This window comes from Frigoribacterium sp. Leaf415, assembly GCF_001424645.1.
GTDB lineage: Bacteria > Actinomycetota > Actinomycetes > Actinomycetales > Microbacteriaceae > Frigoribacterium.
Window position 1 is genome coordinate 2,699,922 of record NZ_LMQR01000001.1, and the last position, 25,815, is coordinate 2,725,736.

General features: G+C 73.0%; 26 protein-coding genes. 9 read left to right on the forward strand and 17 right to left on the reverse strand.

What is annotated here, in order from left to right:
- Positions 1 to 152: 152 nt before the first annotated feature.
- From hemL to ASG28_RS12595, 12 genes are all read right to left on the reverse strand, one after another.
- Positions 153 to 1,496 (reverse strand): glutamate-1-semialdehyde 2,1-aminomutase, encoded by a 1,344-nt coding sequence (gene hemL / locus ASG28_RS12540; protein ID WP_055975643.1) that lies wholly within the window; start codon positions 1,494 to 1,496, stop codon positions 153 to 155.
- Complete coding sequence (gene hemB / locus ASG28_RS12545; protein WP_055975645.1) at positions 1,496 to 2,485, reverse strand: porphobilinogen synthase; 990 nt, start codon at positions 2,483 to 2,485, stop codon at positions 1,496 to 1,498. Before hemB ends, hemL begins: the two co-directional genes overlap by 1 nt.
- A complete protein-coding gene (locus ASG28_RS12550; protein ID WP_055975648.1) occupies positions 2,485 to 3,276 on the reverse strand; it encodes a uroporphyrinogen-III synthase in 792 nt (263 codons plus the stop codon). Before ASG28_RS12550 ends, hemB begins: the two co-directional genes overlap by 1 nt.
- Positions 3,273 to 4,259: a hydroxymethylbilane synthase gene (gene hemC, locus ASG28_RS12555; RefSeq protein WP_082454635.1), complete on the reverse strand. Its 987-nt coding sequence runs from the start codon at positions 4,257 to 4,259 to the stop codon at positions 3,273 to 3,275. Before hemC ends, ASG28_RS12550 begins: the two co-directional genes overlap by 4 nt.
- 4 nt (positions 4,260 to 4,263) lie before the next feature.
- Positions 4,264 to 5,487, reverse strand: coding sequence for a ferrochelatase (locus ASG28_RS12560; RefSeq protein WP_082454636.1), 1,224 nt, complete (start codon positions 5,485 to 5,487; stop codon positions 4,264 to 4,266).
- A complete protein-coding gene (hemQ, locus tag ASG28_RS12565) occupies positions 5,484 to 6,257 on the reverse strand; it encodes a hydrogen peroxide-dependent heme synthase (protein WP_055975654.1) in 774 nt (257 codons plus the stop codon). The genes ASG28_RS12560 and hemQ overlap by 4 nt, the downstream gene beginning before the upstream one ends.
- Before the next feature lie 111 nt (positions 6,258 to 6,368).
- Positions 6,369 to 6,596, reverse strand: a complete 228-nt coding sequence (locus ASG28_RS12570) for a DUF3618 domain-containing protein (protein ID WP_043595223.1) — start codon at positions 6,594 to 6,596, stop codon at positions 6,369 to 6,371.
- Positions 6,597 to 6,642: 46 nt separating this feature from the next.
- The gene (locus ASG28_RS12575) at positions 6,643 to 7,092 is read right to left on the reverse strand and encodes a phage holin family protein (protein ID WP_055975656.1); all 450 of its coding nucleotides are present in this window, start codon (positions 7,090 to 7,092) and stop codon (positions 6,643 to 6,645) included.
- A complete protein-coding gene (locus ASG28_RS12580) occupies positions 7,089 to 7,337 on the reverse strand; it encodes a hypothetical protein (protein ID WP_071257584.1) in 249 nt (82 codons plus the stop codon). Before ASG28_RS12580 ends, ASG28_RS12575 begins: the two co-directional genes overlap by 4 nt.
- 117 nt (positions 7,338 to 7,454) lie before the next feature.
- Positions 7,455 to 8,819 carry a protoporphyrinogen/coproporphyrinogen oxidase gene (locus ASG28_RS12585; RefSeq protein ID WP_235477787.1) on the reverse strand — a complete coding sequence of 455 codons (1,365 nt, stop codon included), beginning with the start codon at positions 8,817 to 8,819 and terminating at the stop codon, positions 7,455 to 7,457.
- Positions 8,816 to 9,883, reverse strand: coding sequence for a uroporphyrinogen decarboxylase (gene hemE / locus ASG28_RS12590; protein ID WP_055975662.1), 1,068 nt, complete (start codon positions 9,881 to 9,883; stop codon positions 8,816 to 8,818). Before hemE ends, ASG28_RS12585 begins: the two co-directional genes overlap by 4 nt.
- Before the next feature lie 122 nt (positions 9,884 to 10,005).
- Positions 10,006 to 11,019 (reverse strand): NADP-dependent oxidoreductase, encoded by a 1,014-nt coding sequence (locus tag ASG28_RS12595; protein WP_055975665.1) that lies wholly within the window; start codon positions 11,017 to 11,019, stop codon positions 10,006 to 10,008.
- Between the two features lie 153 nt (positions 11,020 to 11,172).
- On the opposite strand from ASG28_RS12595, the gene ASG28_RS12600 reads away from it, so the two are divergent.
- Together ASG28_RS12600 and ASG28_RS12605 are read left to right on the forward strand one after the other, a co-directional pair.
- The gene (locus ASG28_RS12600; protein WP_055975667.1) at positions 11,173 to 12,459 is read left to right on the forward strand and encodes a glutamyl-tRNA reductase; all 1,287 of its coding nucleotides are present in this window, start codon (positions 11,173 to 11,175) and stop codon (positions 12,457 to 12,459) included.
- A gap of 48 nt (positions 12,460 to 12,507) precedes the next feature.
- On the forward strand, positions 12,508 to 12,915 hold the full coding sequence (locus ASG28_RS12605) for an NUDIX hydrolase (protein WP_055975669.1): 408 nt from the start codon (positions 12,508 to 12,510) through the stop codon (positions 12,913 to 12,915).
- 72 nt (positions 12,916 to 12,987) lie between these two features.
- On the opposite strand, the gene ASG28_RS12610 is transcribed toward ASG28_RS12605, so the two are convergent.
- Positions 12,988 to 13,905: a serine hydrolase gene (locus tag ASG28_RS12610; RefSeq protein ID WP_235451126.1), complete on the reverse strand. Its 918-nt coding sequence runs from the start codon at positions 13,903 to 13,905 to the stop codon at positions 12,988 to 12,990.
- Positions 13,899 to 15,863 (reverse strand): M13 family metallopeptidase, encoded by a 1,965-nt coding sequence (locus ASG28_RS12615; protein ID WP_055975672.1) that lies wholly within the window; start codon positions 15,861 to 15,863, stop codon positions 13,899 to 13,901. The genes ASG28_RS12610 and ASG28_RS12615 overlap by 7 nt, the downstream gene beginning before the upstream one ends.
- Before the next feature lie 118 nt (positions 15,864 to 15,981).
- Between ASG28_RS12615 and ASG28_RS12620 the strand changes: the two genes are divergently transcribed.
- Positions 15,982 to 17,247: a uracil-xanthine permease family protein gene (locus ASG28_RS12620; RefSeq protein WP_055975675.1), complete on the forward strand. Its 1,266-nt coding sequence runs from the start codon at positions 15,982 to 15,984 to the stop codon at positions 17,245 to 17,247.
- Entirely contained in the window at positions 17,244 to 18,575 is a 1,332-nt protein-coding gene (locus ASG28_RS12625) for an MATE family efflux transporter (protein ID WP_055977597.1), read from the forward strand. The genes ASG28_RS12620 and ASG28_RS12625 overlap by 4 nt, the downstream gene beginning before the upstream one ends.
- A 38-nt stretch (positions 18,576 to 18,613) precedes the next feature.
- On the opposite strand, the gene ASG28_RS12630 is transcribed toward ASG28_RS12625, so the two are convergent.
- Both ASG28_RS12630 and ASG28_RS12635 read right to left on the reverse strand, forming a co-directional pair.
- Positions 18,614 to 19,693 (reverse strand): LacI family DNA-binding transcriptional regulator, encoded by a 1,080-nt coding sequence (locus tag ASG28_RS12630; RefSeq protein ID WP_055975678.1) that lies wholly within the window; start codon positions 19,691 to 19,693, stop codon positions 18,614 to 18,616.
- Between the two features lie 64 nt (positions 19,694 to 19,757).
- Positions 19,758 to 20,420 (reverse strand): hypothetical protein, encoded by a 663-nt coding sequence (locus ASG28_RS12635; protein ID WP_157510472.1) that lies wholly within the window; start codon positions 20,418 to 20,420, stop codon positions 19,758 to 19,760.
- A gap of 135 nt (positions 20,421 to 20,555) precedes the next feature.
- Between ASG28_RS12635 and nucS the strand changes: the two genes are divergently transcribed.
- The 4 genes from nucS (at position 20,556) to ASG28_RS12655 (ending at position 23,549) form a co-directional block, all read left to right on the forward strand.
- On the forward strand, positions 20,556 to 21,251 hold the full coding sequence (nucS, locus tag ASG28_RS12640; RefSeq protein ID WP_055975684.1) for an endonuclease NucS: 696 nt from the start codon (positions 20,556 to 20,558) through the stop codon (positions 21,249 to 21,251).
- An 81-nt stretch (positions 21,252 to 21,332) separates the two neighbouring features.
- Positions 21,333 to 21,533, forward strand: coding sequence for a hypothetical protein (locus tag ASG28_RS12645; protein WP_055975687.1), 201 nt, complete (start codon positions 21,333 to 21,335; stop codon positions 21,531 to 21,533).
- A gap of 40 nt (positions 21,534 to 21,573) precedes the next feature.
- A complete protein-coding gene (locus tag ASG28_RS12650; RefSeq protein ID WP_055975690.1) occupies positions 21,574 to 22,251 on the forward strand; it encodes an HAD hydrolase-like protein in 678 nt (225 codons plus the stop codon).
- Positions 22,248 to 23,549 carry an MFS transporter gene (locus ASG28_RS12655; protein WP_055975691.1) on the forward strand — a complete coding sequence of 434 codons (1,302 nt, stop codon included), beginning with the start codon at positions 22,248 to 22,250 and terminating at the stop codon, positions 23,547 to 23,549. The genes ASG28_RS12650 and ASG28_RS12655 overlap by 4 nt, the downstream gene beginning before the upstream one ends.
- 55 nt (positions 23,550 to 23,604) lie before the next feature.
- Here the strand turns inward: ASG28_RS12655 and ASG28_RS12660 are convergent, their stop codons facing one another.
- Positions 23,605 to 24,513 (reverse strand): SDR family oxidoreductase, encoded by a 909-nt coding sequence (locus ASG28_RS12660; RefSeq protein WP_055975694.1) that lies wholly within the window; start codon positions 24,511 to 24,513, stop codon positions 23,605 to 23,607.
- A gap of 277 nt (positions 24,514 to 24,790) precedes the next feature.
- On the opposite strand from ASG28_RS12660, the gene ASG28_RS12665 reads away from it, so the two are divergent.
- Positions 24,791 to 25,705, forward strand: coding sequence for a cation diffusion facilitator family transporter (locus tag ASG28_RS12665; protein WP_055975698.1), 915 nt, complete (start codon positions 24,791 to 24,793; stop codon positions 25,703 to 25,705).
- Positions 25,706 to 25,815 lie beyond the last annotated feature (110 nt).

A 25,815-nucleotide genomic window follows, 5' to 3' on the forward strand; every position in this document is an offset into this window, starting at 1 on the left:
CCACCCCGCCACCCCGCCACCCCGCCACCCCGCCACGATGTAAACAACCCGCCAAGAAATGATGTGGCGGGTTGTTTACATCGTGGCGGGATGCGGCGGGGCAGGCCGAGCCCCCCGGCGAACCGGAACGGAGGCCGGCGCGCTCGCGCGGACTAGTGCGGCGCCTGGGCGGCCGCGGCGGCCTTGGCCGCTGCGGGCACGGCGTCGAGGATGCGCGACACCACGTCGTCGTCGTGGGCCGCCGTGACGAACCACGCCTCGAACACCGACGGCGGCAGGTTGACCCCGGCGTCGAGCATGGCGTGGAAGAACGGCGGATAGCGCCAGGTCTGCTGGGCCCGGACGTCGTCGTAGTCGTTCGGGGCCGTCGGCGTGAAGGCGAAGGAGAAGAGCGACCCGGCGCGCTGGACGCTGTGCTCGACCCCCTCGGCGGACAGGGCGGCCGAGACGCCGGCCGACAGCTGGTCGGCGACGGTGTCGAGCCGGGCGTAGACCTCGGGCGTCGCGAGCCTCAGCGTGGCGATGCCGGCGGCGACGGCCACGGGGTTGCCGCTGAGCGTGCCCGCCTGGTACACCGGCCCGAGCGGGGCGAGGAAGTCCATCACCTCGGCGCGTCCGCCCAGGGCCGCCAGCGGCATGCCCCCGCCGATGACCTTGCCGAACGTGATGAGGTCGGGCTCCCACCCGGCGCCGTCGGGCACGACCTGCGACGCCTCGAGGCCCCACCAGCCGGCGCGACCGACCCGGAAGCCGGTGAGCACCTCGTCGACGATCAGCAGCGAGCCGTGGCGTCGCGTAATCTCGGACAGGCTGCGGTTGAAGCCGCGCTGCGGCGCGAGCACGCCCATGTTCGCGGCGGCCGCCTCGACGATGACGGCCGCGATGCGGGGGCCGTGCTCGTCGAAGGCCGCGCGCACGGCGTCGAGGTCGTTGTAGGGCAGGACGAGCGTCTGGGCCGCGGTCTCGGCCGTGATGCCGGCCGAGCCGGGCATCGACAGCGTGGCGACGCCCGAGCCGGCTTCGGCCAGCAGCGAGTCGGAGTGCCCGTGGTAGTGCCCGGCGAACTTCACGAGCAGGTCGCGACCGGTGTAGCCGCGGGCGAGACGGATGGCCGTCATGGTCGCCTCGGTGCCGGTGGACACCATGCGCAGCTTGCCGATCGGCCGCTGGTCGCCGACGGCGACGCGTTCCCGGACCAGCTCGGCGAGTTCGGTCTCGGCCGGGGTCGACGCCCCGAACGACAGGCCACGCGCCGCGGCCTGCTGCACGGCCTCGAGCACCTCGGGGTGCGTGTGCCCGAGGATGGCGGGGCCCCACGAGGCGACGAGGTCGACGTAGTCGCGCCCCTCGGCGTCGGTGACGTAGGCACCCTTGGCGCCCACCAGGAACCGTGGCGTCCCGCCGACGGAGCCGTAGGCGCGGACGGGCGAGTTCACGCCGCCCGGGATGGACCGCTTGGCCCGCGTGAAGTAGGTGTCGTTGCTCTGCTCGGTCATCAGAACCGCTCTTTCTGGAGGCGCGTGGCCAGTTCGGTGGCCCAGTACGTCAGGATCGCGTCCGCCCCCGCCCGCTTGATCGACAGGACGCTTTCGTAGGACGCGGCGTCGAGGTCGATCCAGCCGTTCGCGGCGGCCGCGTGGATCATCGCGTACTCACCGCTGATCTGGTACGCCCAGACCGGCACCGTGCTGGTCGCGGCGGTCTCGGCGAGGACGTCGAGGTAGCTCATGGCCGGCTTGACCATGACGACGTCGGCACCCTCGGCGATGTCGAGGTCGACCTCGCGGAGACCCTCGCGCCCGTTCGCGGCGTCCATCTGGTAGGTACGGCGGTCGCCGACGAGGGTCGACTGAACGGCCTCGCGGAAGGGGCCGTAGAAGGCCGACGCGTACTTGGCGGCGTAGGCGAGCAGTGCCGTGCCGCCGAACCCGGCCTCGTCGAGCGCGTCACGAGCCGAACCGATCTGGCCGTCCATCATGCCGCTCATGCCGATCAGCTGCGAGCCGGCCTCGGCCTGGACGACCGCCATCTCGTCGTAGCGGACCAGGGTGGCGTCGTTGTCGACCGAACCGTCGGCGGCGAGCACGCCGCAGTGGCCGTGGTCGGTGAACTCGTCGAGGCAGAGATCGGTCTGCACGACCAGCGCGCCCTGGGCGGCGTCGACCGCCACGCGGGTGGCCACGTTGAGGATGCCCTCGGGGTCGGTCGCGCCCGATCCGACGGCGTCCTTCTCGAGGGGCACGCCGAAGAGCATGACTCCGCCGACTCCGGCCTCGGCGGCCTGCTCGATCGCCCGGGGAAGGCTCGACAGGCTGTGGTGGACGACGCCCGGCATGGACGAGATCGGGGACGGCTCGTCGATGCCCTCGCGGACGAACATCGGCAGGACGAGATCGGCGGGGTGCAGGCGGGTCTCGGCTGTCAGACGGCGCAGGGCAGGGGTGGCACGCAGGCGGCGGGGCCGCACGCGGGGGAAGTCAGACATCAGTCCTTCTCGGTGGGGGTCGTTCCGGCGGACGGGCCGTCGAGGGCGTGGTCCACCACGGCCTCGACGAGGGCGGCCGCCGATCGGGTCTCGGCGATCAGGTGCACGGGCAGTCCCGCGGCACGGGCGTCGAAGGCGGTGCGCGGGCCGATGCACGCGACGAGGGTCGCCGACGGCAGGGGCGCCAGCTGGGCGGCGATCTGACGGGCCACGCTGCCCGAGGTCACGAGCAGCACGCCGATCGAGCCGTCGGCGACGCCGTCGCGCACCTCGGCCGAGACGGGCACGCCGACCGTGCGGTACGCGGAGACGAACTCGGCGTCGAACCCGCGGGCCGACAGCCCGGCGACGAGGGTCGGCTCGGCCAGGTCGGACTGCGGCACGAGCACGCGACCGGTGACCTCGTCGGCCGGCCACTCCTTCACGAGCCCTCGGGCCGAGTTGTCGCCCTCGGGGACGAAGTCGACGCGGATGCCCGCCAGGCTCAGGGCGGCCGCGGTCGTCTCGCCGACCGCGGCGACCCGCGTCGACGCCGGGGGCCGGATGCCGTTGCCGACCAGGACGTCGACCGTGGTGGCGCTCGTGACGACGAGCCACTCGTAGACGCCGGATTCGAGACGGGCCAGGGCGGCGGCGAGCAGCTCGGGCGTCTCGGCGGGAGCGAAGTTGATGAGGGGGGCGATGACCGGCGCGGCACCGCGCGACCGGAGCGAGGCCGCGACCCCGTCGCCCCACTTGCCGCCGCGCGGCACCAGGACGCGGACGCCCTTGAGCGGCTTGTCGGCGGTCACGAGGCGCTGCCCAGGGGGTCACCGCCGGACGGTCCGCCGCCCAACGGGGCGAACTCGGCCGCGCCGGAGTCGAGCAGTTCGTCGACCACACGGCCGGCGACCTCGTGGACGTCGGCGAGCCGCGCGACGAGCGGGCCGTCGTCGAGCGAGACGGCGTGCGACGAGCTGAGGCGTCGGCTGCCGTCGGGGCTGTACACGGTCGCGCTGAGCAGCAGCAACCCGGCGTCGACGACGGCACTGGCACCGACGGGTGCCGCGCACCCGGCCTCGAGGCCGGCCAGCACGGCCCGCTCGGCCGTCACCACGAGACGGGTCTCTTCGTCTTCGATGGCGGCCAGACCGCGAGCGAGTGCCTCGTCGGGGTCGCCGTCGCGGACCTCGACGGCCAGCGAGCCCTGGCCCGGTGCGCTGGGCCAGAAGCCGAGCCCCAGCAGTTCGGTCGCGGCGTCGAGCCGTCCCAGGCGGCCGAGCCCGGCCGCGCTGAGCAGGACCGCGTCGAGGTCGACGCCGACGCGACCGAGCCGCGTGTCGACGTTGCCGCGGATGTCGATGACCTCGAGGTCGGGACGTCGCGAGAGCAACTGGGCGGCACGACGCGGCGACCCCGTGCCGACGCGAGCCCCCTCGGGCAGTCCCTCGAGGGTCAGCCCGTCGCGGGCGCACAGGGCGTCGCGGGCGTCCGCACGACCGGGCGTCGCCCCGATGACGAGACCGGGGTGCGTGGCGGTGGGCAGGTCTTTGAGGGAGTGCACGAGCGCGTCGCACTCGTCCGCGAGGAGCGCCTCGCGCAGGGCGCTGGCGAACACGCCGGTGCCCCCGAGCGACGCCAGCGACTCACCGGTGCCCTGCGACCGGTCGCCCTCGGTCTTGATGCGGACGAGTTCGACGTCGTGGCCGGTCGCCGCCGCGATGCGGTCGGCGACGGTGGTCGACTGGGCGACGGCCAGCGCGCTGCCCCGGGTTCCGATGCGGATGGTCGCCACGGGGTCAGGGGACCAGCCCGGACAGGGCAGGCTTGAAGCCGAGTCGCACGTTCTCGCAGCAGCCGGGACGACACACGTCGTACCAGGGCCCGAGGTCGGTCACGTGCGGACGGTCTTCTGCCGGTACGCCGTCACGACGCTCGAGCACGAGGTCGACCAGCCCGGTGACGTAGTTCGGGTCGATGCCCGGCGTCGGGGTGCGCGTCGCCCAGAAACCGTTCTTCTCGCTGGTCTCCATCGCCTCGTTGTCGAGGTCCCACATGACCTCCATGTGGTCGCTGACGAATCCGAGCGGCACGATGATCACGGCGCGGGTCGGGCCGCCGGCCAGGTCGTCGATGGCGTCGTTGATGTCGGGCTCGAGCCACGGCATCGAGGGCGGGCCGCTGCGCGACTGGTAGACGAGCTGCCAGGGGACGGTCGTGCCGCCACCCTCGGGCAGGTCGAGGTCGAGGGCGGCCTCGGCGGCGGCCATGACGACCTCGGCGACGGCCTTGTGCTGCGCGGCGTAGGCGCCGTCGGCGTCGAAGCCGCGCGCCTCGGGGCCGCTCTTGGCCGCGTCGGTCGAGGGGATCGAGTGCGTGGCGAACAGCACCTGCACCTCGGTCGTGAGATCGAGGCCCTCGTTCTCGGCGCGCGCCTTGACGAGCGCGTCGCGCACACCGTCGATGAACGGCTGCACGAACCCGGGGTGGTCGAAGAACTGGCGAACCTTGTCGATCTGCATGGTGCCCTCGAGCCCGGTGGCGTCGAGCGCCATCGCGAAGTCCTCGCGGTACTGGCGGCACGAGCTGTAGGACGAGTAGGCGCTGGTCGCGACCGCGATCAGCTTGCGGAACCCACGCTCGTCGGCCTCACGCACCGCGTCGGCCATGTACGGCTGCCAGTTGCGGTTGCCCCAGATGACCGGCAGGTCGATGCCGCGACGCTCGAGCTCGGCCTCGAGGGCAGCCTTGAGCTCGCGGTTGTGCTCGTTGATCGGGCTGACGCCGCCGAAGTGGCGGTAGTGCGTCGCGACCTCTTCGAGTCGCTCTTCGGGGATGCCCCGACCGCGCGTGACGTTGCGCAGGAACGGGATGACGTCGTCCTGCCCCTCGGGCCCACCGAAGCCGGCCAGCAGGATGGCGTCGTAGTCGGTCGGCTCGGAGACGTGCTCGGGCCCCTTGGCGGCGGCGGGTGTGGCGTTGCGGACGAGCTGCCCGTTGGTGATGTTGCTGGTGTCGGTCACGACAAGACCTCGATGATGTCGGTGGTGGGGATGCGGCGGCCCGTGAAGAACGGGATCTCTTCACGGACGTGGCGTCGGGCCTCGGTGTAGCGCAGGTCGCGCATGAGGTCGACGAGTTGGACGAGCTCGGGCGCCTCGAGCGCGAGGATCCACTCGTAGTCGCCGAGGGAGAAGCTGGCGACCGTGTTCGTCAGCACCGCGCGGTGCTCGGAGCCCTGCTTGCCGTGCTCGGCGAGCATCTGACGGCGCTCGGCCTCTGGCAGCAGGTACCACTCGTAGCTGCGCACGAACGGGTACACCGTGAGCCAGGTCTCGGGCTCTTTGCCGCGCATGAAGGCCGGGCTGTGGTTGCGCGAGAACTCGGCCTCGCGGTGCATGCCCATGGCGTTCCAGGTGGGCAGCAGGCCGCCCAACACGTCGGTGCGCAACAGCTGCCGGTAGGCGGACTGGACGGCCTCGGGGACCTCGCCGTGCAGCCAGATCATGATGTCGGCGTCGGCCCGGAGGGCGCTGACGTCGTAGAAGCCGCGCACGGTGACGCCGACCCCGGCGAGGGCGTCGACGACCGCGTCGAGCTGCGGGACGTCGTCGAGCTCGGGGGCGTAGGGGTTCTGCGGGTCGCGACGCAGCACGGCCCAGAGCGTGTATCCGAGGCGTTCGACGGGCGGCGGTGTGCTCGCCGCGGCGTCACCTGGCTCGGTCTCGACGGGTGCTGCGGGTGAATCGGACGTCGGCAGTACGGGCGCTGCCGCGTCGGCGCTGGAAGTCATGCAGTCATTCTCCCTCTCGGCACGCTGGGAGCCCAACCAGGTTGCTCCCGGTCGAGCGAACGGGTCCGGGTGCTCACCGGGGACGAGCCGTCGGGCGAGCCCGGCGACCGGTCAGCGGCGCTTGACGACCGCGACGACGACGCCCGCGACGGCCAGGGCGCCCGCCCCGGCGGCGGCGAGCCACGGGGTCTTGTCGCGGTCGAACGACGCCTTGGCGCGGTGCCCGGCGATGCCCAGCTGCTTGGGCACGTTCAGCTTGTCCTCGAGCTCGTTGAGCGTCGCGGCGAGCTCGGCTCGCGTGCGGTCGATGTGGGCCTGGATGTCACTGCTGTCGCTCACGGTGCTCCTGTCGGGAACGGGAAGGATGGGGGGTCGAGGAGGCGCGTCAGCGCTCGTCGAGGCGGGCGCCGGGGATCGAGCCCACGCCCTTGACGGCCTTGAGGTCGGCCTTGAGGCTCGCGATGGTCTTCTCGGGGACCGCGGGGAGCCCCTTCTTGATCGACTTGTACCCGAGGAACGCCAGCAGCGCGGCGACGAGCAGCAGCACGCCGGCGACGATGAGGGCCGAGGCCCAGCCGGGAAGCCAGATGGCGAGCAGCAGGACGATGCCCGTCAGCAGGACGCCGAGCATGGCGAAGACGAAGACGAGCGCCCCGACCAGGAACCCCGCACCGATGCCGAACGCCTTGAGCGTGCCGATGACCTCGTACTTGAGCAGGGCCAGTTCGCCCTTGACGAGGTCGGTGACCAGCGTGGGGACGTCCTGCACGAGGGCGAAGAGCGACCGTGGCCTGGTCTTGTGTCGGACCTTGTCGCTGCGCGTCGAGTCGGTCATTTCTTGCGGCCGCCGCCGAAGAGCTTGGAGATGCCGCGGGTGATGCCCGTGACGACGGCGTCGACGCCGTCGGCCGTCTTGGCGCCGGCGAAGTCCTGGCCCTTGGCGACCTGGCGCTGCACGGCCCGGCTGTTCCAGACCTTGGACGCCCTCTCGGTGATCTGCTCGTACCGGTCGTGGCCGGCGCGGGCGCCGAGCACGAATCCGACAGCGGCTCCGGCGACGAAGATCAGTTTGCCTCGCACGGGGGACTCCATTCGTGGTCGTACGCGCGACGGCATGTGCCGCACACGTCCGTCCAATGTAGCCCGAGGCGGCTGCCCGACGCCCGCGCCGGACCGAAGCCGACCGACCCCGAGGCCTCAGTCGCGGGACGGGGGCGACGAGAGCGACGCCACCAGGGTGGCGGCCTGACGACGCGAGTGGGCGACGATCGCGGCCAGCCCGCGGCCCGCCACCGCGCCTCCTGCCTGCACGACCTCGACCACGGGCTCGGTGACGGCCGCCGCCTCGGCCCGGCGGGGGGCGTCCCAGGTGGCCCGGCCGAAACCGACCAGGTGGCGCTCGGCGAGGTCGACGCCGAGCAGGGTCGAGGCGTCGGCGAGCGCCGCGTCACGCACCTCGGCGTCGGGCGTGCCGCGATCGACGACGGGCGAGTCGAAGCTGAGCCGCAGCACGTGGCGTCCCCCGGCGAGGTCGGCCAGCCAGCTCCACTTGACGGTCGCGTGGGTGAGGGCCTTGGCGCGCAGGCCGGTCGAGCCGGGGGCGACGAGCACGCCCGTGCCCCGGGGCGCCGCGTCGAGCTCGGGCCGGTCGACGACGAGGGTCGCGAGGGTGATCGCCCCGGGTGGAACCGAGGAGGCGCGGGTCGTCAGGGCCACCGCGTCGTGGTCTCCCACGGCCAGCACGACCTGTCTCGCCCGGACGTGCTCACCGTCGGCGGTCTCGACGCTCGTCTCGTCGATCGAGCGGACGCGGGTGCCGAGCCGGACGTCGACGCCGTGCCGCTCGAGGTCGGCGACGATCGGGTCGACCAGGCGGGCGAGGCCGCCGCGGATGCCCGCCACGGCCGACCCGGCCGGGGCCAGGGCTCGCAGCCCGAGCACGGCGGCGGCGAGGCTGCCCTCGCGCTGCAGGGCCGAGCGCAGTCCGGGGGCGACGCGGTCGACGGCGAGGAGGTCGGGGTGGAGCGAGTGGACGCCCGAGACGATGGGGCTGACGAGCCGGTCGACGACCGCGTCACCCATGCGGGCGCGGACAAGACCCCCCAGGGTGGTTTCTTCGGTCCCGACCTCGGCGGGCAGCTCGGCGTCGTCGAGCGCGCGCCTCACCCCGGCCTCGCCGACGACGGCGCGGACGTCGGCGGCGGACGGGTCGCCGGGGATGCCGAGCAACCCCGTGCGCGGGATCGGGAACGACTCACCGTCGGCCTCGTGCAGCCAGGCGCCACGGGGGTCGGGCAGGACGATGTCGTCGCCCAGGCCGAGTTCGGTGGCGAAGCCGGCGACCGTGCCGCCACGGGTGGCGAAGCTCTCGGCCCCGGCGTCGAGCGCGATGCCGGCGACCACGTGTCGCGAGACCTCGCCGCCGAGACGGTCGGACGCCTCGAACAGGACGACGCTCAGCCCGGCGGCGGCCAGGTCGCGGGCGAGCACGATGCCGCCCATGCCGCCGCCCACCACGGCGACGTCGACGACGGCGCCCGGGGTGACGACGGGCGGGGTCACAGCGTGTGGGCGAGCTCGACGATGCGGGTGAGCACGTCGGGGTCGGTGTCGGGGCTGACGCCGTGGCCGAGGTTGAGGACGTGCGCCGGGGCCGCCCGACCACGCTCGACCACGTCGCGGACGTGCGCCTCGAGCACGGCCCACGGCGCCTGCAGCATGGCGGGGTCGATGTTGCCCTGCACCGGGGTCGAGCCACCGAGGCGGCGCGAGGCCTCGTCGAGCGGGATGCGCCAGTCGACTCCCACGGCGTCGGTGCCGACGTCGCGCATGGCGGCCAGCACCTCGCCGCTGCCCACGCCGAAGTGGATGCGGGGCACGTCGAGGTCGGCGACGTGCGACAGAGCTCGCGCCGAGTGGCGGGCGACGTGCGCGGTGTAGTCGGCCAGCGACAGCGACCCGACCCACGAGTCGAACAACTGGGCGGCGCTCGCACCCGCGAGCACCTGGGCCCGCAGGAAGGCGCCGGTCACGTCGGCGGCCCAGGTGAGCAGGGCGTCCCAGGTCTCGGGGTCGCTGTGCATGAGGGCGCGGGCACGGATGTGGTCCTTCGACGGCCCGCCCTCGACGAGGTAGGCGGCGAGCGTGAAGGGCGCACCGGCGAACCCGATCAGCGGCGTGCTGCCGAGCTGCGCGACGGTCTGGGCGACGCCCGCGGCGATCGGGGCCAGCGCCTCCGGATCGAGGGGCCGCAGGGCCGCGACGTCGGCCGCCGTGCGGATCGGCGTCTCGAGCACCGGTCCACGGCCCGGGACGATGTCGACGGCCACGCCGGCCAGCTTGATCGGCACGACGATGTCGCTGAAGAAGATGCCCGCGTCGACGCCGTGACGGCGGACCGGCTGCAGCGTGATCTCGCTCGCCAGGTCGGGCGTGAGGCAGGCGTCGAGCATCTCGGTGCCGACGCGCAGCTCGCGGTACTCGGGCAACGAGCGCCCCGCCTGGCGCATGAACCACACCGGCAGCGTCTCGGGCCGGTCGCCGCGCAACGCGCGGACCAACGGTGAACGCGTCGTGAGGCCGGCGGCCAGCGGGTGCTGCTCGGGCAGGGCGGAGGTCTGGGTCACGTGGTCGATTGTCCCATCGCCCGCTGGACGTCACGTCGAGGCGACCCGCCGCCGGCCCCGCCCGCGGCGAGACCCTCACGGTCGGGTCGCCTCGAACGCGGGAGCGGCCGAGGAGGCGCGGGTCAGGAGACCGCGACGACCATCTTCCCGACGTTGTCGCCGCGCATCAGCCCGGTGAAGGCGTCGAACGCGTTGTCGATGCCCTCGACGACGGTCTCGTCGTAGACCACGTCGCCGGCGGAGAGCCAGGGACCCATCTCGGCCTGGAACGCGGGCGCGAGGTGGCGGTAGTCGCCCAGCGTGAAGCCCTTCATCGTCAGGCCGCGGGTGACCATGTTCGTCATCCCGGTGATGCCGACCGGGTCTCCGGTCGAGTTGTAGTTCGCGATCGAGCCGCAGAGCGCGGCGCGGCCGCCGGTGCGGAACGAGGCGAGAGCGGCCGACAGGTGGTCGCCGCCGACGTTGTCGAAGTAGAGGTCGATGCCGTCGGGCGCGGCCTCGGCGAGCAGCTCGGAGACGTCGCCGTCCTTGTAGTCGAACGCGGCGTCGAAGCCGTACTTCGAGGTCAGCAGCTCGACCTTCTCGGCCGAGCCGGCGCTGCCGATGACCCGCGAGGCACCCTTGAGGCGGGCGATCTGGCCGACCATGGTGCCGACCGCCCCGGCGGCGCCCGAGACGAAGACGACGTCTCCCTCACGGATGCCGGCGATCTCGGTCAGGCCGACGTACGCCGTGAGGCCGGTGAGGCCGAGCACGCCCAGGTACGCCGACAGCGGCACGCCGTCGACGGGCTGCACGGCGCGGAAGGCGGCCGCGCCTCCCTGGGCAACGTCGCGCCAGCCCTGGTCGTGCAGCACGACGGTACCGACGGGCAGGTCGTCCGAACGCGACTCGACGACGCGGCCGACGGCACCGCCGGTCATGGTCTCGCCGAGCGCGAAGGGCGGGATGTACGACTTCACGTCGTTCATGCGACCGCGCATGTAGGGGTCGACCGAGAGGAACTCGTTCTGCACGCGCACCTCGCCGTCGGCGAGCTCGGGCAGGGTCACCTCGACCCGGGCGACGTCGTCGGGGGTGGGCTCGCCGTGCGGGCGGGCGACGAGCTGCCACTGGATGCTGGTGGTCGAGGTCATGGTGTTCTCCTTCGTCGATGCGGTACGCGCCGCCGCCCGGAATGCGGACGCCGACACCCGTGTTGCAAGTTGCAACTGCCAGGATGCATTCCCGGCCACTCGACGTCGAGTCAACGCCCAGCCGAAAACGCCGATCAGAGTTAGGATCACTCAGTGCTCATCTGCCTCACGGCGTCCCATCAGAACGCCAGCTTCGACCTCCTCGAGAGGCTGAGCATCGGCGCACCCTCGGCGGCGGGCACCCTGGTCGACGGCAGCGACTTCGTCAGCGGCGCGGTCGTGCTCGCGACCTGCAACCGCTTCGAGGCCTACCTCGACGTCGACGAGCCCCTCACCGCGGGCAGCGCCCTGGCCGTCGAGGCCACGATCGAGACGATGAGCACGGCCAGCGGAGTCGAGCCCGACGACCTGCGCGACAGCGTGCGGGTCATCACCGGCGACGAGGTCGTCGAGCACCTGTTCGCCGTCAGCTCGGGCCTCGAGTCGGTCGTCGTCGGCGAGGACGAGATCTCGGGCCAGGTGCGCCGGTCGCTCGAGCGCGCCCGCCACGACGGCACCACCTCGCGCGACCTCGAGCGCCTCTTCCAGAAGGCGTCGCAGACCTCGCGCGGCATCAAGAACCAGACGAACGTCGGAGGCGCGGGTCGTTCACTCGTGCGCCTCGCCCTCGAACTGGCGTCCTCACGCGTGACCGACTGGTCCGAGGCGCGCGTCCTCATCGTGGGCACCGGCCAGTACGCGGCCACCACCGTCGCGGCCCTCCGCGACCGCGGCGCCGACCAGCTCGCCGTCTACTCGGGTTCGGGTCGCGCCGAGTGGTTCGGCCTCAAGCACGCCGCGACGCCGTACGACGACCTCGCCACCGCCGTCGCCTGGAGCGACGTGCTGATCACCTGCACGTCGACCACCGAGCCGGTCGTGACCCGCGACGTGGTCCGCCCCGGCGGTCGCCGCCTCGTGATCGACCTCGGCCTGCCCCGCAACGTCGACCCGCTCGTCTCGGGCGTCGAGGGTGTCGAGCTGCTCGACCTCGAGACCATCAGCCTGCACGCCCCGCTGCCCCAGCTCAGTGCGGCCGACGATGCCCGCGCCCTCGTCACGTCGGCGGCCGCCGAGTTCCAGGCCGTCGCCGCCGAGCAGTCGCTCACCCCGTCCGTCGTCGCGCTGCGCAAGCACGTGTTCGACCTGCTCGACGCCGAGATCGAGCGCGCGCGGTCGCGCGGCGACTCGTCCGAGCGCACCGAGTCGGCCCTGCGACACCTCGCCGGCGTCCTGCTGCACACCCCCTCCGTCCGGGCGCGCGAGCTGGCCCGCGAGGGCCGTGGCGACGAGTTCCGCGACGGTCTCGAGGCGCTGTTCGGCGTGACCGACGCGCGCCGCGCCTCCTCGTCCTCGGCGTTGCGCGCCGTCGACGACGAGCGTCAGGCCTCGGCGGGCTGACCGCCGTCGCGGCACCGCTCCCCCGCGCTGGTGCCCGAAGATGGCCTGATGGACACCATCGTCGTCAGCGCGCTCGCCCTCGTCCGTGATCGGCGGATGCTGATGGTCACGGCTCGGGGGCGTGACGTGCTCTACCTGCCGGGCGGCAAGCTCGAGGCCGACGAGACCGCGGCCGAGGCACTGGTCCGAGAATCACGCGAAGAGGTCGGCGTCGAACTCGACCCGGCGACCGTGGCCGAACTGTTCACGGTCGTGACGCAGGCACACGGCGAGCCCGAAGGCCGTCAGGTCGCCATGACGGTCTTCGCCGCCGAGCTCGCGGCGACGAGCCCCGAGCCGGCCCCCGCCGCCGAGGTCGGCGCGGTGCACTGGGTGACCTCGGCCGACGCCGACCGGTGCCCGCCGGCCGGGGTCGCGACGCTCGAACGCCTGCGAGGGCTCGACCTGGTCGACTGAGCCGACGCGCCGCACGGCTCACGGCCTGGCACGGCATGGCCCGGCACGGCACGGCACGGCTCGTGTCGCCGCTCAGTGCACGTACTCGAGCGCGTCGGTGCCCACGGCCCGCAGGGCGTCGAGGGCGCGGAGGCGGTGGGCGAGCGTCAGGTCGTCGAACGTGACGATCACGCAGTACGCCACGCTGCGGTGCGGCCCGCGCAGCACCCCGAGCTCGGAGCGCACCCCCGGGTCGCCGCCCGTCGTGTGGACGATCTGGAGGTCGTGGTCGAGTCGTCGGTGCCCGAGCGGATCGAGACCGAACGGTGCGGCGACGAGCGACGTGTCGGCACCCAGCGACAGCCAGCCGAGCACCCGGTTCGACACGGCGCGGTCGACGACCTCGCCGCGGGCCAGGGACACCATCAGGCCGGCCAGCTCGTGGGCCGAGCCCACGGCGAGCGCGGGCGCGTCGTCGGGGCCGCGCGACGACCGCGTCACGTCGAGGAGGGCCGTCTTCGTGAGCCCGAGCGACTCGCCCCGTGCCCGCACCGCGGCCAAGCCGACCCGCCCGATGAGCGCGTCGATCGCCGCCGCGTCGCGGAAGGCTCCGACGAGCGTCGCCGCGTCGGTCACCGGGAGGCTCGTCCGGCGGAGGTAGGGCCAGAGACCGCCGGGCCCCTGGTCGCCGGGGTCGCCCGGTCGGTCGAGTTCGTCGAGCGGGCGCAGCGTGCCGTCCTCGATGCGGGCCGACACCTCGATCAGCAGCAGGACGGCACCGAGCTGCCCGACCGGCAGAGCCAGGTGCTCGTCGACGCTCAGCAGGTCGGCACCCGAGTCGAGGTCACCGACCGAGGCCGAGACCTGACCGCCCGCGAGGGCCAGGTCGCCCAGTGCCGCGAACGACGACGAGAACGACTCGAGCGCGCGACCGCCGCCGTGACGCGGCTCGTGGTCGGCGCCGTCGGCGTTCTCGCGTCGGGCGCGGCGCCCGGGCCCCGGACCTACCAAATCGTGACGCGCTCCTCGACCGGCAGCCACAGCGCGTCGCTCTCGGTGACGCCGAACGTCTCGTAGAACTCGTCGATGTTGCGCACGATCTGGTTGCAGCGGAACTCGTTCGGCGAGTGCGGGTCGATCGAGATGAGGCGGATCGCCTCTTCGTCGCGCAGCTTGATCTGCCAGGCCTGGGCCCAGCTGAGGAAGAACCGCTCGGCGCCGGTCAGACCGTCGACCACGGGCGGCTCGTCGCCGTCGAGCGAGATGAGGTAGGCCTTCCAGGCGATCGAGAGCCCACCGAGATCGCCGATGTTCTCGCCGATCGTGAGAGCGCCGTTGACGTGGTGGTCGGGCACCTGCTTCGGGGCGAGGGCGTCGTACTGCGCGATGAGCGACGAGGTGAGCTTCTCGAAGGCCTCGCGGTCGGCGGGGGTCCACCAGTCGGTCAGCTTGCCGTCGCCGTCGTACTTCGAGCCCTGGTCGTCGAAGCCGTGGCCGATCTCGTGGCCGATGACGGCGCCGATGGCCCCGTAGTTGGCGGCGGCGTCGCGGTTCTCGTCGAAGAACGGGAACTGCAGGATCGCCGCGGGGAAGACGATCTCGTTCATGCCCGGGTTGTAGTACGCGTTGATGGTCTGCGGCGTCATGAACCACTCGTCGCGGTCGAGCGGCTTGCCGATCTTGCCCAGCTCGCGGTCGAAGCCGAAGGCGGCGGTGGCACGCACGTTGCCGACCAGGTCGGCGGGGTCGATCGACAGGGCGGAGTAGTCGCGCCAGGTCGAGGGGAAGCCGATCTTGGGCGTGAACTTCTCGAGTTTGTCGAGGGCCCGGGCACGGGTCTCGTCGGTCATCCACTCGAGGCCCGTGATGCTCTGACGGTAGGCCTCGACGAGGTGGGCGACGAGGACGTCCATCGCCGTCTTGGCCTCGGGCGCGAAGTGCCGCTCGACGTAGATGCGGCCGACGGCCTCGCCGAGGGCACCCTCGACGAGCGAGACGCCGCGCTTCCAGCGGGCGCGCTGCACGGGGGTGCCCGTCAGCGTGCGACCGTAGAAGCCGAAGTTCGCCTCGACGAAGGGCGTCGACAGGTAGGCGGCCGTCGAGCGGACGATCTGCCAGCGCAGCCAGTCGCGCCAGGCGTCGACGCGGTCGTCGGTCAGCAACGTGGCCAGCCCGGTCACGAACGACGGCTCGCGCACGACGAGCTCGTCGAAGACCCCGGCCGGGCCGCCGACGGCGTCCCGCCAGGCCGTCAGGTCGACCCCCTCGGCGAGCGCGTCGAACTCGGCCCAGGGCAGCAGGTTGTAGGTCTTGTCGCTGTCGCGGGTGGCGACGTTGCTCCAGTGGTGCGAGGCGAGGGCGGTCTCGAGCTCGATCACGCGGTCGGCACGGGCCGAGACGTCGTCGAGGCCGGCGAGCCCGAGCATCTGTTCGACGAACGCCCGGTAGGCGGTCCGCACGGACTCGAACTTCTCGTCGCGGTAGTACGACTCGTCGGGCAGGCCGAGGCCGCCCTGTTCGACGAAGACGACGTAGCGCTCGGGGTCGCCCGGGTCGTTGTCGACGAAGAGCTGCACGACGCTCGGCATGCCCTGCTTCTCGAGCGAGCCCACGAGGCGCGTGAACGAGGTCACGTCGGTCACCTTCTCGACCTCGGCCAGGAGCGGTTCGAGGGGCGCGGCGCCGAGCGCCTCGATGCGCTCCTCGTCGGTGAAGCTGGTGAAGAGGTCGCCGACCTTGCGGGCCTCGGTGCCGGGTTCGGCGGACTGCGACTCGATCACGATCTCGCGGACAGCCTTCTCGGCCTCTTCGGCGAGCAGGTAGAAGGAGCCGTAGCGCGCCTTGTCGTCGGGGATCTCGGTGCGGTCGATCCACGCGCCGTTGACGTGCCGGAAGAGGTCGTCCTGCGGGCGGACCGCCGGGTCGAGTTCGTCGGTCTGGATTCCGCTGCTCAGTGCGTCGCTGGTCATGCCCGTCAGCCTAGGTGAGGCCCCCGACGGCGGGCCGGGCCGGGCCCGCCGCGGCCCGGGCCGACGAGGTCGTCCCAGGAAACACGGAGGAAACGGCACCCCCAGTACAGTTCTCGGCATGGCACTCCCCTGGGCACTGCACGGTGACGGCAAGACGGTCGACCCGACCGAGATCGTGGCCCCGGAGGAGCGGCTCAGCTGGCCGCGCACGATCGGCCTCGGCGGTCAGCACGTCGTCGCGATGTTCGGCGCGACCTTCCTCGTGCCGATCATCACCGGGTTCCCGCCGAGCACGACGCTGTTCTTCTCGGGCATCGGCACCCTGCTCTTCCTGATCATCACGAAGAACCGGCTGCCCAGCTACCTGGGCTCGTCGTTCGCCTTCCTCGCCCCGATCGCGGCCGCCACCGACGTGGGCGGCATCCCCCTCGCGCTCAGCGGCATCATCGTCGTCGGAGCCCTGCTCGCGGTGATCGGCGTGGTCGTGAACCTCGCGGGCACCCGCTGGATCGACGCCCTGCTGCCCCCGGTGGTCAGCGGCTCGATCGTCGCCCTCATCGGCTTCAACCTGGCCCCGGCCGCCCGCGACAACTTCGCGCTCTCACCGGGCATCGCCCTGATCACGCTCGCCGCGGTCGTGCTGAGCGCCGTGCTCTTCAAGGGCCTGCTCGGCCGCCTGTCGATCTTCGTCGGCGTCGTCGTCGGCTACGTCGCCGCAGTGATCGCGGGAGCCGTCGACTACAGCGCCGTCGCGGCCGCGCCGTGGGTCGGCCTGCCGACCTTCACGGCCCCCGCCTTCGACCTCGGACAGCTGCCGATCTACCTCGGGTTCCTGCCCGTCGTGCTCGCCCTCATCGCCGAGAACGTCGGCCACGTCAAGGGCGTCGGCCAGCTCACGAAGCGCAACCTCGACCCGCTGACCGGCCGGGCACTCTTCGCCGACGGCCTCAGCACGGTGCTCGCCGGCCTCGGCGGCGGCTCGGCGACGACCACCTACGGCGAGAACATCGGCGTGATGAGCGCCACCCGCATCTTCTCGACGGCCGCGTACTGGGTCGCCGGCGTCGTGGCGATCCTGCTCGGGCTGTCGCCCAAGATCGGCGCCGTCATCTTCACCATCCCGCCGGGCGTGCTCGGCGGCGTCACGACGGCGCTCTACGGTCTCATCGGCGTGATCGGCATCCGCATCTGGGTCGAGAACAAGGTCGACTTCAGCCGCCCGAAGAACCAGCTGACCGCCGGCGTCGCGCTCATCATGGGCATCGCCGACTTCACCCTGGCCCTCGGAGGCGCGAGCTTCGGCGGCATCATCCTCGGCACGGTCGCGGCCATCGTGGTGTTCCACGTGATGAACGGGCTGGGTCGGCTCCGGGGCACCGACTGAGCGTGCGCCTCCGCTCGCCCCTCGACCGCGAGATCCTCCGCCTGGCCGTGCCGGCGCTGGGGGCGCTCGTGGCCGAGCCGCTCTTCCTGCTCACCGACACCGCCCTCGTCGGCCACCTCGGCTCGGTGCCGCTCGCGGGGCTCGGGGTGGCGAGCGTCATCCTGCAGACGGCCCTGGGGCTGCTGATCTTCCTCGCCTACGCGACCACCCCGACGGTCGCACGGCGGCTGGGGGCCGGCGACCAGCGGGGCGCGATCCGGGCCGGGGTCGACGGCATGTGGTTCGCGCTGCTCGTCGGCATCGTCGTCGCAGGGTCGGGCGCGGTCGCCGCCGAGCCGCTCGTGGGCCTCTTCGGCGTGGCCGACGAGGTCGCCGAGGCGGCGACGACCTACCTCTCCGTCTCGCTGCTCGGCCTGCCCGGCATGCTGCTCGTGATCGCCGCGACGGGCCTGCTGCGCGGCCTGCAGGACACCCGGACGCCCCTCGTCGTCGCCACCGTCGGCTTCGCCGCGAACGCCGGCCTCAACGCGCTGTTCCTCTACGGCTTCGGCTGGGGAATCGCCGGCTCGGCCGCCGGCACCGTCGTCGCGCAGTGGGGCATGGCCGCCGTCTACGTGGTGATCGCGGTGCGGGCGGCCCGGGCCGTCGGCGCCGACCTCCGTCCGGGGCTCGCCGGGGTCGGTCGCACCGCGCAGGCGGGCGGCTGGCTGCTCGTGCGGAACGCGGGTCTGCGGGCCGCGCTCCTCGCGACCGTCGCGGCCGCCGCCTCCTCGGGGGTCACCGGCCTGGCCACCATCCAGGTCGCGCTGACGCTCTTCAGCACGCTGGCCTTCGCCCTCGACGCCCTCGCGATCGCGGGGCAGGCGATGGTCGGTCACGCCCTCGGACAGGGCGACCGCGAACGAGTGCGGGCGATCACGCGACGGCTGATGCTCCTCGGCGTGGGCGGCGGCGTGGTGCTGGGCGCCGTCCTGGCCCTGCTCGCGCCGGTGCTCGCGCCCGTCTTCAGCCCGGACCCGGGCGTGCAGGCGCTGCTGCCGTCGGTGGTCGTCGCGATGGCGGTCGGCATCCCGCTCGCCGGCTTCGTGTTCGTGCTCGACGGCGTGCTGCTCGGCGCGGGCGACGCCCGCTACCTCGCGATCGCGTCGGTCGTCAGCGTGCTCGCCTACCTCGCGGTGCTGCTCCCGGTGGAGGCGCGGGCCGGCACCACGACGTCGGGTGCCGTCGCGCTCTGGCTCGCGTTCGGCCTCGGGTACATCGGGGCGCGGGCGGTCACGCTCGGCCTGCGGGCCCGCACCGACCGGTGGATGGTGGTCGGCGCGCGCTGAGCGTCGCCGCGGGTCGGCCACCGCCGCCCGGCGCGGCGTCAGCGCGCGGGCGGACCCGTCGTCGAGCCGGGGCGGAACACGCTCGTGAAGGTCGTGCCCTCGACCGGCTCGCCGGCGAGCAGCGCGAGCACCGCGCGACCGGCCGCGCGGCCCTTCTCGACGGCGGGCTGGACGACCGTCGTGAGGTCGGCGGCCCGCGGGTCGTCGAGCCGGACGCCGTCGTAGCCGACGACGCTCAGGTCGCCCGGCACCGACAGACCCAGGTCGTCCGCGGCCGCGATGACGCCCGACGCGAGCAGGTCGCTCTGCGCGATGACGGCCGTCGGCCGCTCCGCCTCGGGCACGTCGAGCAGCCGCAGGCCGGCGCGGTGTCCCTCGCTCGTCCAGCTGCCGCGCGTGGCCAGGCCGCCCACGCCGGGGAAGACCTCGCGGGTGCCGCGCAGCCGCTCGAGCGTCGGCCACGAGGTGCCACGGGCCACCCGCTCGTCGGTGAGTTCGTCGTCCTGCCCACCGGTCGAGCGCCCGGGGCCGAGTTCGAGGGCGACGACGGCGACCCGTCGGTGGCCGAGGTCGTGCAGGTGCTGCGCCAGCAGGCGGGACGAGCCGACGTTGTCCTCGGCGATGTCGAGGACGCCCTCGGTCGGCGGGGCCTCGATCGAGACGACGGGGATGCCGCGCCGACGCATGATCGAGACGGACTCGTCGAGGCGGGTGCTGCAGCCGAACAGCACGACCGCGTCGACCGGGGCGTCGAGCAGCCGGGAGCGCTCGCCCGCGGTCTCGGTGAGCAGCAGCAGCGAGTTGTCGGCCGGCCCCGTCACGTCGGCGATGCCGTCGAGCATCGCCACGTTGATCGGGTCGCGGAAAGCCGTGCTGAGGGTGGACTCGAGGACGGCCCCGACGATGCCGGAACGCCCGCGGCGCAGCGACCTCGCCCGCGGGTCCGGCCCGGCGTAGCCGAGTTCGTCGGCGGCGGCGAGCACCCGCGCGCGGGTCTCGTCCGACACGGGGCCGGTGCCGCTGAAGGCCAAGGAGGCGGTGCTCGCGCTGACCCCGGCGGCCCGCGCCACCGACGCGAGGGTCGGCCTCGCGGCGACGTCGCCCTCTGCCCGGCTCATGCTGCCGCAGCCTAGCCGACGGGACCGCACGGCCTCCGGGTGGCCGGTGACGGTCGGTGCGGCGTCAGTCGACGGGTCGCACCGGCGGCTCGTCGACGCCCAGGGCCGTGACGTAGTCGGAGGCGAGGCCCGGGAGCTGCGCCCATTCGCCGTAGTGCGCGGCGGCCTCCATGAGGTCGACGATCGCGCCGCGGACGGTCTCGCCGAGGGCGGGCCGCATGTCGTGCACCGCGACGGCCCTCGCGCTGCAGAGGATCTCGAGCGGCAGCAGCAGGTCGTCCAGCACGTGCTGACGGGCCGCCGGCGAGAGCACCTGCACGATCGCCCGGGCGAGGTCGAGGAAGTGGGCGACGTCCGCGGGCAGGGCGAGACCGTGGGCCGTGCAGGCCGGTCGGCGCACGCCGGGCTCAGGGACGTCCTCGAGCGAGGTCGCCTTGGTCGACGCCACGGAGATCATGCGGACGAGGTCGCGCAGCAGCACCTCGTTGAACCGCCGGTGCCAGACGACGACGTGGGCCCCGCTGAACGGAGCGCGCACCACGACCTTCATGCGCCTCAGCTCGAAGAGGGCGAGGTGCACCTCGCCGGGGGTGACCCGGTGCTCCCGCACGATGGTGTCCACGTCGAGCGAGTCGCCGGGTGCGTAGCGCGCCGTGGCCAGGTCGACGAGCAGCAGTTCGGCCGTGTCGTGGGTCGTCGGCCGCAGCGCCCGGGTCGTGGCGGGCATCGGGTTCGGCATCGTTCCTCCTGGAAGCGTCTCGGTGGTCGTCCTGCCGACCATCTGTCATGAATGTATTTCACATATGCATACCTGTCAACACGGCGACCGAGCGCCGTTCTCGTCGCCCCGTAGGATCGTCGGGTGCGTCTCGTCATTGCCCGCTGTTCGGTCGACTACGCCGGTCGACTGTCCGCCCACCTGCCCCTGGCCACGCGCCTCCTGATGGTCAAGAGCGACGGCAGCCTGCTCGTCCACTCCGACGGCGGCAGCTACAAGCCCCTGAACTGGATGAGCCCGCCCTGCACGATCCGCACGGTCGAACCCGACGACGACCAACGCGAGGCCGGCGTCGTCGAGCTGTGGAAGGTCACGCAGGCGAAGACGGCCGACATCCTGGTGGTCTCGATCCACGAGGTCCTGCACGACTCGTCCCACGAGATGGGCGTCGACCCCGGGCTGACCAAGGACGGCGTCGAGGCCGACCTGCAGAAGCTGCTGGCCGAACAGATCGACCTGCTCGGCGAGGGCCACACCCTCGTCCGCCGCGAGTACATGACCGCCATCGGGCCGGTCGACATCCTGGCCCGCGACGCCGAGGGTGCCGCCGTGGCCGTCGAACTCAAGCGTCGGGGCGACATCGACGGGGTCGAGCAGCTCACGAGGTACCTCGAACTGATGAACCGCGACCCGCACCTCGCCCCCGTGACCGGGGTGTTCGCCGCGCAAGAGATCAAACCGCAGGCCCGCACGCTGGCCCACGACCGGGGCATCCGCACCCTGCTGCTCGACTACGACGCCATGCGCGGACTGGACGACTCGCACTCCCGCCTGTTCTGACCGGACGCGACGAAACCTTGTGATACTCACATTTCAGGGTTATATTTCTCCTACGACCCCCATCGACCGCAGGAGCAACCCGTGACCTCACCGATCTTCGACACCCTGACCGCCGAACGCGAGGCGACCCCCGTCTTCGAGTCCCTCACGCAGAGGCGCGACGACCCCCGGTGGGCGTTCGACACCGCGCACCCGAGCCCCGCCCCGGCCCCGAGCCCGACGTCGACGCGGAACGCCGTGACGGCCGTCGCGACGTGGCCGCTCCGGGCGGTCCCCTGCTGACCCCCGATCCGTAAGCTGCCCGATCCGTAAGCTGGGGGCGATGAACCTCCCCTACACGGCCGTCCTCTACGACCTCGACGGCACCATCGCCGACTCGGCGCCCGCGATCACCGCCAGCCTCGCCCACACGATCGGCGAACTCGGTCTTCCGGTGCCCTCCGCCGCCGACCTGATGGCCTGGGTCGGCCCGCCCCTGCCGCAGAGCTTCGAGGTGCGCCTCGGCCTCGACGGCGAGCGCCTCGTCGACGCCATGCGGCTCTACCGCGCGCACTACCTCGCCCACGGCGCCCTCGAGGGCGAGGTCTTCCCGGGCGTGCCCGACCTCATGGCGGCCGTGCACGCGGCCGGCATCCCCACCTCGACCGCGACCTCGAAGCCCGAGACCCCGGCCACGGCGATCCTGCGGGCGCACGGACTCGACCGCTACCTCGACGTCATCACCGGCGCCTCCGACGACGAGGTGCGCAACACCAAGGCCGACGTCGTCGAAGAGGCCCTGAAGCGCCTGCGGGCGCGCGGCGCCGACCTCTCGCGGCCCGTCCTGCTCGGCGACCGCCGCCACGACGTCGAGGGCGCGGCCGTGCACGGCGTGCCCACGATCCTGGTCGGCTGGGGCTACGGCGAGCCCGACGAACACGTCGGCGCGGTCGCCGTCGCGGCGGACGTCGACGAGGTGGCCGACCTGCTGGGCGTCTCCCTGCTGCGCGGCGCCGCGTGACCCGCGCCGCGGCCGCCGTGCGGTCGCCCGCCGCCTGGCTGCTCACCCTCGCGATCGTGCTGATCGCCCTCAACATGCGGGGGCCGATCGTGGCCCCGGCGCCCGTGCTCGACCAGATGAGCGCCGACCTCGGCCTCACGGCGGTCGTCGCCGGGCTGCTCACCAGCATCCCCGTGCTCTGCTTCGCCGTGGCGAGCCCGTTCGCCTCGGCCCTGATCGGCCGGATCGGCGCCGAGCGCGCCGTCACCCTCGGGCTCGCGGGCGTCCTGCTCGGCACCCTGCTGCGCACGGCCGGCGGCACGGTCTGGCTCTACGTCGGCACGATCGTGATCGGCGTCGCGATCACGATCGGCAACGTCGTGCTGCCCGTCGTCATCCGCCGCGACTTCAGCCCCGAGCGGGCGGGCTTCGTCACCGGCATCTACACCTCGGCCCTCAACGTCGGGTCGATGATCACCTCGTTGGCCACGGCCCCGATCGCCTCGGTCGTCGGTTGGCCCCTCGCCCTCGTCACCTGGGGGCTGCTCGCCGTCCTGGCCGCCGTCGTCTGGTCGATCGCGGTGGGACCCCGCGTGGCGGTGCGGGGCGGCAGCGTGGCCGTGGTGCCGGGGTCGCAGGCCGACGTCGACGACCGACACCGCGCCTCCTCGGCGACCGACGTCTTCACCGGCGGCATCGACGTCGTCGAGCCCGGTGAGGCCGAGGCCGACGCGCGCGAACGTCGACGCAGCGCCACGCCGCTGCTGCGTCGGTGGACCACCTGGGGTCTGACGCTGGCCTTCTCGGGCCAGGCGTTCGGCTACTACGGGCTCACGGCCTGGATGCCGACGCTGCTGCGCGACGAGGTCGGGCTGACCCGCGAGGCGGCCGGCGCGAGTTCGTCGGTCTTCCAGATCCTCGCCGTGGTGGGCGCGCTCGGCGTGCCGTTCCTCGCGCTGCGGGTGCGACCCGCGGTCGTCATCGGTCTGATCGCCGTGTTCTGGTCGGCCATGCCGCTGGGCCTGCTCTTCGCCCCCGAACACTGGCTGCTCTGGTCGATCTTCGGCGGGGCCGCGCAGGGCGGCGGGATCACGATCATCTTCATCGTCATCGTGCGCATGGCGTCGACCGACGTCGAGGCACGGCGCCTGTCGGCCCTCGTGCAGGGCGGCGGGTACGCGATCGCGGCACTCGGCCCGCTCGCCATCGGCGGGCTGCACGACGTCAGCGGCAACTGGCAGATCCCGATGATCGGCGTCGCGGCGGCGGTCGTCGTGCTCGGCGTCAGCGGCGTGCTGTCGTCGCGGCGCGTGCCCTGAGCCGACCGGGCAGACGGCCCGGGGGCCTGACGGACGGGGGGCCCGAGGGGCGGGGTCAGTCCTGCACGCCTCCGGCGAAGAGCACCTCGAGCGTCAGCGGGTCGCGTCCGGTCAGGTCGCGCACGGACGACGTCACCTGCGCCACCTCGCCCGAGGCCATCGACGTGTAGGTGCTGACCCAGGCGTCCGCCTGGAAGGGCTCGGGTTCGAAGACACGACGGGACTCGTAGGCCTCGTCGACCGTCTCGTCCACGAACGTGAACGACCGCCCGCCGAGGGCGGTGAGGCGTGCGGCCGCCTCGGTCAGGGTGAACGCCTCCGACCCGGTGAGGTCGTAGGTCGCCCCGGCGTGCGACTCGTGGTCGAGCAGCACGACGGCCGCCACCGCCGCGACGTCGGCCCGGGCCACCGCGGCCACGCGCCCGTCGCCGGCCGGGCCACGGATGACGCCCTGCTCGTCCGCGAACAGCGGGATGAAGTCCAGGTAGAAGTTGTCGCGCAGGAACGTGAAGGCCAGACCCGACTCGCGGATGTGCTGCTCGGTCGCGAAGTGGTCCCGCCCGAGCGTGAACACCGAGTCGGCCGACGCCCCGGCGAACGACGTGTAGACCACGTGCCGCACGCCCGCCTCGACGGCGGCGTCGACGAACGTACGGTGCTGGTCGACGCGGTCGGGGGCCTCGGCCGCCGACACCATGAACAGGGTCTCGACGCCGCGCAGCGCCTCGACGGAGGCGGCCCGGTCGCCGTAGGTCGCGACGGCGACCTCGGCCTCGGCGCCGTCGAGCCGGGGCGCGCGGGCGGCGTCGCGCACGACGAGCCGCAACGGCACGCCCCGCTCCGACAGGTGGAGCGCCACGATGCCACCGACGGCACCCGTCGCGCCCGTCACGGCGACGAGCGGCGAGGAGGCGCGGGCGGGCTCCCCCACGGAGGCGGACGAGGTCTCGGGCGAGTCGGTCATGCCTCACTGAACCATGCGCGGTGGGGGCGGCTCCCAGGCGGGGCCGACCCGCGCCTCCTCGTCCGCCCGGCGCGCCCCGATCGGCGTCGTTGCGGGGATCGAGACTCGTTATCGACTGCCGGGATCGGTGGCCGTCGCCGACGGGCGCCGGTAGATTCGACGCCGGCCCGACACCCCGACGGACCGACCCGGCGGGCCGATCACCACCCCGACCCGCCACCCCCGATCCGCCACCCCCGACCTCCACACCCGACCTCCACCCCGACGAGAGGCGCCCATGGGCCACGACCACGGACACGGACACGTCGCCGCCGACGGACGACGGCTGCGCCTCGCGATCGCGATCATCGCCCTCGGCCTCGTCGCCCAGCTGGTGGGCGCCTGGCTCTCGGGCTCGCTCGCGCTGCTCGCCGACTCGGGGCACATGCTCTCCGACCTGGCCGGGCTGATCGTCGCGCTCGTGGCCACGATCGTCGCCGCCCGCCCGGCGAGCGGCCGACAGACCTACGGCTACCGACGGGCCGAGGTGTTCGCCGCGTTCGTCAACGGCCTCGTGCTGCTCGCCGTGTCGCTCTCGGTCGCCGTCGCCGCCGTGTCCCGCCTCGTGGCGGTCGGCGAGCACGAGGTGCTCGGCCTGCCGATGCTGGTCGTCGGCCTGGTCGGCGGGGCCACGAACGTCGCGGCCCTGCTCGTCCTGCGGGGCGGGGCGACGCACTCCATCAACATGCGCGGGGCCTACCTCGAGGTGCTCGGCGACCTGCTCGGCTCGGCGGCCGTCGTCGTGGCCGCCGTCGTCGTGCTGACCACGGGCTTCACGCAGGCCGACTCGGTCGGGTCGCTGATCATCGCGGCGATGATCGTGCCGCGGGCCTGGTCGCTGCTGCGCGAGGCGATCCGGGTGCTGTTCGGGTCGGCACCGGGCGACATCGACCTCGAATCGGTCCGCACGCACATCGGCGACACCCCCGGCGTCGTCTCGGCGCACGACGTGCACGCCTGGCAGATCACCAGCGGGGCGACCGTCTTCTCGGCGCACGTCGTCGTCGAACGCGAGGTGTTCTGCGACATGAAGGTCGACGAGACCCTGGACGCCCTCGACCGGTGCCTCGCCGCCCACTTCTCGGTCGAGCACGCGACGTTCCAGCTCGAGCCGGCCGACCACGCGGGGCACGAGCGCGAGACGCACGCCTGACCCGGCATTCGTCGTCGCTTTCCCCCGGAGGCGCGGGTCGAGTGGGCAGGAATGGTCCTTCCCCAGCCACCGAAGGACAATTTCTGCCCACTCGGCGTGCCAGCCCGTCA